The following is a 6,982-nucleotide window of genomic DNA, read 5'->3' on the forward strand; positions in this document are numbered from 1 at the left end:
GGTCCGGCCCGACGTGACCAGGAGCTTCCCGTCGGGGCTCAAGGCTAGAACATGGGGCCGCATATCGGGCAGATCGATCTGGAGACCCGTTGGAGTCACGACCTGCCCGTTGGGAAGCTGACCGGACTTGGCGGAAACGAGCTGCGGGGACCGCCCGTCTGCGGGCGTCTGGGCGGAGAGGCCGAAGGCGAAAGCCAGTGCGAGCAGCGGGAGCGGATGGTGGGTCGGGCGCGAGGGGGTGCGTGTCATGGTGAAAACTCCGCCATTTTTATAATCGAAACCCGGCCTTTATACAAATCGGCGGCGGAATTGGCGGGGGGAGCGGCTCGGCTGCGTCCGCCAGCCGGGACCGAGGGCCGGCGGGTCGATACCCCCAGCAGCATTTCCCGGAGTTAGGAGATGAACCTTAAAACAACGAGTAGATGAAGGGGGCGATGGCGCTGTGCTCGGCCACGACCAGGAGGACGCCCAGCAGGACCAGAACGACGATGATGGGGACGAGCCAGTAGCGCTTGCGCTGCTTGACGAAGGCCCAGAATTCCTTGAATATGCCGAATCGGGACATGCGCCTCTCCTAGAACTGCCTTTCGAAGTCGCCCTCGGGGGCCGGAGCCTCGAAGTACGAGACGGTTTTTCGGCTCCGTCGGACCAGCATGAACTTCTTGCCGAACAGCCGCATAATCAGGGCCAGCGGCGTCAGCAGAAGGAAGAAGACGACCGTGCTGACGATCAGGAAGATGAGGCTTCCGATCTTCGAGGTAACGGCCATAATCAGGCGGAAGGCTGGGAAGAAGATCTTGGGAGCGGCGATGAAGAAGCCCAGGACCATGGCTTCGCCGCCCAGCCAGAGCCAGCGGCCGGCGCCTGTCCGCGGCGTCGATTTGAGGGTGAAGAGGACGGCGATGGCCAGCAGGATGACCAGGAACAGCCGGACTTGTTTGGGGCGGTACTCGAGGGTGGCCATTAGTCGAGGGGGAACTCCTTCATCCAGCTCTCATCCGCCTGGATATAATCCTTGGCGTCCTTTTCGATCAGGAACGTCTCCAGAATCAGGACATCCATGTTGGTTCGCATGAAGCACCGGTAGGCGTCCATCGGGCTGCAGACGATCGGCTCGCCCCGGACGTTGAACGAGGTGTTGATGATGACCGGGCAGCCGGTCCGCTTCTCGAACTCGGCGATGACGGCGTGGTAATAGGGGTTGGTGTCTTTGTTGACCGTGTGCAGGCGGGCCGAGAAGTCGACATGGGTGATGGCCGGGACCGAGGAGCGGATAATGCCCAGCTTGGCCAGGCCCTTCTTGGCCCGGTCCTCTTCCGACAGTTCCTTGCGGTGTTTGGGGTCGACGTCGTAGACGAGGAGCATGTAGGGCGAGGGCCGGTCGTAGTCGAACCAGTCCCGGACCCGCTCCTCCATGACCGAGGGGGCGAACGGCCGGAACGACTCGCGGAACTTGGTCTTGAGGTTCATCCGCGATTGCATCTCGGGCGAGCGGGCGTCGCCGATGATGCTGCGCCCGCCCAGAGCCCGCGGCCCGAACTCCATCCGGCCCTGGAAGAACCCGACGACCTTGCTGGAGTCGATGAACTCGGCCGCCTTGCGGGCCATTTCGGGCCGGGGCAGCTCGGTGTAGCGGATATTGTTGTCGGTCAGGAACTTGCGGATCTCTTCGGTCGTGTAGCTGGGGCCCAGGAACGAGCCTTCCTGGGAGTCGCGCGGGTTGATCGCGCGCGGGTTGCCCAAGTGCTTGTGCCAAACCCGCAGGGCGGCGCCCAAGGCGCCCCCGGCGTCGCCGGCGGCCGGCTGGATCCAGACGTTCTTGAAGATTTGCTTTTTCAGGATCTTGCCGTTGGCGACGCAGTTGAGGGCAACGCCGCCGGCTAGGCAGAGGTTGTCCGAGGGGATCTCGGTCTTGGCCCAGCGGACGATCTTCTCCATGATCTCCTCGAGCACGACCTGGACGGAGGCGGCCAGATCCATGTCGACCTGGCGGAGGGTCGTCTCGGGCTTGCGGCGGGGCACGCCGAACAGCTTCTCGAAGGCCTTGCCGGTCATGGTCAGGCCGGTTTGGTAATTGAAGTATTTCAGGTTCAAGCGGAAGGAGCCGTCCTCGCGGACGTCGATGAGCTTCTCGTAGATGAGGTCCTTGAACTTGGGCTCGCCGTAGGGCGCCAACCCCATCAGCTTGTACTCGCCCGAGTTGACCTTGAACCCGCAGAAATAGGTGAAGGCGGTATAGAGCATCCCCAGCGAGTTGGGGAAGGCGATCCGCTTGACGATCTCGAAGTCGTTGCCTTTGGCCCGGGCCACGGTCAGGGTGTCCCATTCGCCGACGGCGTCGATGGTCAGGACGGCGGCGTCCTCGAAGGGCGAGGGGTAGAAGGCCGAGGCGATGTGCGCGGCATGGTGGGTCGTGAACAGGACTTTCAGGTCGGGCCGGCCGATCTTCTCCCGAAAGGTCTCCTTGATGAACAGCCTCTGCTTGGCCCACAACGGCACGGCTTTGATATAGCTGCGGAAGCCGCGGGGGGCGAACTGGAAGAAAGTGGAGAAGAGGCGGTCGAACTTCTGCAGGGGCTTCTCATAGAAGACGGCATAGTCCAAGTCCTCGGCCTTCGTCCCGGTGTAGGCCAAGCCGGCGGCCAGGGCTTTTTCGGGGAAGCCCGGATCGTGCTTTTTGCGCGAGAAGCGCTCTTCCTGCGCGGCGAAGATCACCCGGCCGTCCTTGACCAGGCAGACCGCGCTGTCGTGGTAAAAAGCTGAAACACCGAGGATAAGCATCCCATCTGTATAGCCAAAAACGCTCCGTTTGGCAAGCCCCCCGTCGATTGACGGGCGGGCGCGTTTGGGCTAAACTACGGCCCATGTCCGAGACCGTAAAAGCCAAGTCGCATCTCTTTTTATTTCAATTTCTTACGCCTCTTTTTGTCATTTTTGTCCTGGCTCTTCTGGCCGAGATCGGGCTCCGTCTGGCCGGGTACAATCCCCTCAAACCGCTTCATCAGGGAGACGGATCGCACGCTTACTATCTCCGTCAGTCGGATGACTCCGCTCTGCGCTATGAGCTCAACCCCGGCTTCCGCGGCAGGCTTTTCCAGGCCGGGATCGGGATGCGGATCAACGCCTTGGGGATGCGGGGGCGGGAGATCGGGCCGGATAAGGACGGCAAGTTCCGCATCGCCCTTCTGGGCGACTCGATCACCTTCGCCAAGGACTTGGAGGAGCGCGAGATCTTCCCCGTTCGGCTGGAGAACAGGCTGTTGGAGACGAACCCTTCGGTCGAAGTCCTGAATATGGGCGTGGAAGGCTACGACACGCTCGAGGAAGTCGAACATCTGAAGCGGGCCGGGCTCGCGCTCAAGCCCGATATCGTCGTCGTCGATTTCTGCCTAAACGATATCGGCATCACGCACGCCGACATCAGCTATCTCAATTTCTACCTGCGGCCTCGCCTGCCGCTTTGGACCCGATCGCGGCTGGCGGTCTGGGTCGCCTCCAAGGTCAGGCGCGTCCAGCTCCAACAGCGCATGCAGAAGGAGCTCCTGACCCTAGACGGATTCGCGGAGCATGAACAGGGGCTTTATCCCCAAGTTCCGACGGACGACTTCCTGGAATCCCAGTTTCGGCTGATCGACGAGTCCCAGCGCCTCTTCGATGCCTCCGGCCCGGAAGCCCATCGGCGGGCCGTGGCCGAAAAATCGGGCAGCCTGTGGCTCAATCAGTACCGCTCGCTCCACAACCTCGGCAAGATCCGTTTTTCCTTCGGCGAGCTGAAAGCCTTGGCGGAAAAGGGCCGTTTCAAAGTCCTGGTGGCGATCCTCCCGTTTTTCTACCGGGTCGACGGCCGCTACATCGAAGGGCCGGCCCACGCCATTATCCGGCGCGAGGCGGAACGGGCCGGGTTCAAGGCCGTGGACCTCTACGACACGTTCGCGGCTGAAGGCCTGGAGTCGATGACCACCGACAGCGTCCATCTAAATGAAAAAGGGCATGCCGTCATGGCCAAGGCCCTAGCGGAGGCTCTGCGGGACTGGCTCCCCGCGGCCGTACCGCCGGGCCGCTGAAGCCCGATTGGAGACGACCGCCGCGATGATCCGCATCACGCCTGACGCCAAGGCCTATGTCCTGGAGCGGTTATCCGGGAGGGGAGGCGTCTGCGTCCACATCGAAGAAGGCGACCTCGAGGTCCTGTCCATCGACATCTACTCCTTCCAGCCGCCGACCCATCCCGAGTTCCACCTAGGCTGGTGGAGCTACCGGCTGGGCCCCGGCGATCACGTCTTGGAGATCGCCTTCGACTTCGCTTCCATCCACGAGCGATCCGTCCGCGTCTTCATGGGCGGCGCCGAGCTCACCCCCGAAGGGATGTGGTTCAATCCGGACTACCGGGTGACTCCGCTGCAGGACCTGCGCTTCGCCTTCTGGCGGGGGCCTGAGCTGGCCCATCTCTGGCGGCATCTGGTCAAGGTCAAGGATCCCGGCGTCCTGACCCGCTTCGCCTCCCGCCAGTTCGATCAGGAGCTTTATTCCCCCCGCGACACTTTTCTCGACCAGCTTTATCACTTCAAGCTGGGCATCCTGCGCCGCTGGTTCAAGCGGTATTTCCGGGGCCGGGTCCTGGACGTCGGATGCGGGCTGTCGCTCTTCACCCAGATCCCCGAAGCCTGGAATTTTTCCGTCGTGGCCGGCGATCTCGTCCCCGCCCAGGTCAAGGCCCGCAAGACCGAGCGGCCGGATCTGACCTGGGCAGTCTTCGACGCGGCAGTTCTGCCTTTTCGGAGCGCCTCCTTCGACGGCTTGTTTGCAGGCGAGATCCTGGAGCATCTGGCCGATCCCGAGGCGGGCCTGCGGGAATGGAACCGCGTCCTCAAGCCGGGTGGAGTCCTCATTGTCACGACGCCCAACCGCGGACGCCGGATCAACCGGCTGAACGGCGACGACTGGCCCTACAGCCCCGACCACCTGCGCGAGTTCGCCTTCGAGGAGCTCAACGGCGGCCTCCTGCCGGCGGCCGGCTTCCGGCCGTTCCGGAAGAAAGGCATCTATCTCGAGCGCGATACCCGGCGGGCCCAGTGGTGGTGGGAGGATCATCTCCAACGCGAGGGCAACATCCCGGCCAACCTGCCGCGGATGAAAAAGCTGTATCGGCGGGGCTATTGGTTCCCGCGGCGATCCCTGGATCTGCTGACCGCGGCCAGGAAGGTCCGCGGCTTATAAGCCTTCGCGCCATGGCCGACGACATCCGCTACGATCCTGCCTTCTTCGCCCGGCTCTATGCCTTGGAGGCCCGAAGCTTCTGGTTCCGGGCCCGCAACGCCCTCATCATCCGGACTCTGGTTAAACATTTTCCCGAGGCCGTCGACTTCGCGGAGATCGGCTGCGGGACGGGATTTATCCTGGAGGGCCTGGCGGCGCGCCGGCCCGGCCTGCGCCTGACGGGGACCGAGATTTATCCCAAGGCGATTGTTTTCGCCGGAGGCAGAGTCCCCGGGGCTCGCTTCGTCGCGGCCGACGCCAGGAGCCTTCCTTTCGGGGCCGACTTCGACGCCGTGGGCGCCTTCGATGTGCTGGAACATATCCCGGAGGACAAAGCGGCGCTGGCCGAGATGCGGCGCGTCCTGCGGCCCGGCGGGGGCCTGCTCCTGACGGTTCCCCAGCATCCCGGGCTTTGGAGCCAAGCCGATACGGCCGCGGGCCACGTCCGCCGCTACACCCGGCGGGAATTGCGGCGCATGGTGGAAGCGGCCGGATTCGATATGGTTGCGATGACGGGATTCGTCAGCCTGCTTTTCCCCGTCATGGCCGCCGCCCGTCTGACGGGCGGACGCCGTCCCGGGGCCGACCCCTTGGCCGGATTGACGCCGCCGCGACCGATCAACGCCGCATTTGCGGCGCTGATGGGTTTGGAACGGGGATTGATCCGGGCGGGCGTCCGTTTCCCCTTCGGAGGCTCGCTCCTCTTGGCCGCCAGGCGGGCGCTGTGACATAATGGCGGGACTATGAAGGATCTTCCGAACATTCCCTTCAATCGGGCCGGCCTGGCGGGGCGGGAGCTGGACTACATGCGCCAGGCCCTTGAGCTTGGGCATATTTCCGGCGACGGGATCTTTACCAAGCGCTGTCATGCCCTGCTCGAAAAGGAGCTGGGCGTCGGCAAAGCCCTCCTGACCACCTCCTGCACGCACGCCCTGGAGATGTCCGCCCTCCTCCTCGGCCTCCAGCCCGGGGACGAGATCGTTGTCCCGCCCTTCGCTTTCGTCACGACCGTCAACGCCTATGTCCTGCGGGGCGCCCGGCCCGCTTTCGTCGATATCCGGCCCGACACCCTGAACATGGACGAGACCAAGATCGAAGCGGCCGTGACCGGCCGGACCAAGGCCCTCATCCCGCTCCACTACGCGGGCGTCGCCTGCGAAATGGGCGCGATCATGGATATCGCGCTCCGCCGCGGCCTCGCCGTGGTCGAGGACAACGCCCACGGACTGTTCGGCCGCTACAAGGGCCGGATGCTGGGAACGTTCGGGTCCATGGCCACCTTGAGCTTCCACGAGACCAAGAATCTCACTTGCGGGGAGGGCGGGGCGCTTCTCCTCAACGATCCGGGCCTCTACGAGCGGGCCGAGATCGTTCGCGAGAAGGGCACCGATCGGTCCAAGTTCTTCCGCGGCCAGATCGACAAATACACTTGGGTCGACCTGGGTTCGAGCTACCTGCCGGCCGACCTCCTGGCCGCGTTCCTGCTGGCCCAGCTCGAGGAAGCCAGGGCCATCCAGGCCCGCCGTCAGTCGATCTGGATCGGCTACCGCGACCGCCTCGCGGCTTGGGCCGGCCGGGTCGGCGTAAGCCTGCCCGTCATCCCGGCTGATTGCGAGTCCAGCTTCCATCTTTTCCATATTCTGCTGCCGACTCCGGAGAAGAGAGACGCTTTGATGAACGAGCTCAAGCGGCGGGGCATCCTGGCCGTTTTTCATTACCTGCCGCT

General features: G+C 63.8%; 8 protein-coding genes. 4 read left to right on the forward strand and 4 right to left on the reverse strand.

The window, feature by feature from the left end:
* From NTZ26_15530 to NTZ26_15545, 4 genes are all read right to left on the reverse strand, one after another.
* Window positions 1–249: hypothetical protein (locus tag NTZ26_15530; GenBank protein ID MCX6561905.1), on the reverse strand; the 249-nt coding region annotated here is incomplete at its 3' end.
* A 157-nt stretch (window positions 250–406) separates the two neighbouring features.
* Window positions 407–565 carry a DUF5989 family protein gene (locus NTZ26_15535; GenBank protein MCX6561906.1) on the reverse strand — a complete coding sequence of 53 codons (159 nt, stop codon included), beginning with the start codon at window positions 563–565 and terminating at the stop codon, window positions 407–409.
* A 9-nt stretch (window positions 566–574) separates the two neighbouring features.
* The gene (locus NTZ26_15540; GenBank protein MCX6561907.1) at window positions 575–964 is read right to left on the reverse strand and encodes an SxtJ family membrane protein; all 390 of its coding nucleotides are present in this window, start codon (window positions 962–964) and stop codon (window positions 575–577) included.
* Window positions 964–2,781, reverse strand: coding sequence for a carbamoyltransferase (locus NTZ26_15545; GenBank protein ID MCX6561908.1), 1,818 nt, complete (start codon window positions 2,779–2,781; stop codon window positions 964–966). Before NTZ26_15545 ends, NTZ26_15540 begins: the two co-directional genes overlap by 1 nt.
* Before the next feature lie 83 nt (window positions 2,782–2,864).
* Between NTZ26_15545 and NTZ26_15550 the strand changes: the two genes are divergently transcribed.
* From NTZ26_15550 to rffA, 4 genes are all read left to right on the forward strand, one after another.
* Window positions 2,865–4,064, forward strand: coding sequence for an SGNH/GDSL hydrolase family protein (locus NTZ26_15550; protein ID MCX6561909.1), 1,200 nt, complete (start codon window positions 2,865–2,867; stop codon window positions 4,062–4,064).
* Between the two features lie 25 nt (window positions 4,065–4,089).
* Window positions 4,090–5,217 (forward strand): class I SAM-dependent methyltransferase, encoded by a 1,128-nt coding sequence (locus NTZ26_15555; protein MCX6561910.1) that lies wholly within the window; start codon window positions 4,090–4,092, stop codon window positions 5,215–5,217.
* Between the two features lie 11 nt (window positions 5,218–5,228).
* Window positions 5,229–5,984: a class I SAM-dependent methyltransferase gene (locus NTZ26_15560; protein ID MCX6561911.1), complete on the forward strand. Its 756-nt coding sequence runs from the start codon at window positions 5,229–5,231 to the stop codon at window positions 5,982–5,984.
* 15 nt (window positions 5,985–5,999) lie between these two features.
* The coding region (gene rffA / locus NTZ26_15565; GenBank protein MCX6561912.1) for a dTDP-4-amino-4,6-dideoxygalactose transaminase at window positions 6,000–6,982 on the forward strand (983 nt) is incomplete at its 3' end.

The sequence above is a fragment of the Candidatus Aminicenantes bacterium genome, assembly GCA_026393855.1.
Classification (GTDB): Bacteria; Acidobacteriota; Aminicenantia; order Aminicenantales; family UBA4085; genus UBA4085.

Coding starts and splice junctions, on each gene's coding strand:
- NTZ26_15535 (MCX6561906.1), bottom strand. CDS start 565: ATGTCCCGATTCGGCATATTCAAGGAATTCTGGGCCTTCGTCAAGCAG.
- NTZ26_15540 (MCX6561907.1), bottom strand. CDS start 964: ATGGCCACCCTCGAGTACCGCCCCAAACAAGTCCGGCTGTTCCTGGTC.
- NTZ26_15545 (MCX6561908.1), bottom strand. CDS start 2,781: ATGCTTATCCTCGGTGTTTCAGCTTTTTACCACGACAGCGCGGTCTGC.
- NTZ26_15550 (MCX6561909.1), top strand. CDS start 2,865: ATGTCCGAGACCGTAAAAGCCAAGTCGCATCTCTTTTTATTTCAATTT.
- NTZ26_15555 (MCX6561910.1), top strand. CDS start 4,090: ATGATCCGCATCACGCCTGACGCCAAGGCCTATGTCCTGGAGCGGTTA.
- NTZ26_15560 (MCX6561911.1), top strand. CDS start 5,229: ATGGCCGACGACATCCGCTACGATCCTGCCTTCTTCGCCCGGCTCTAT.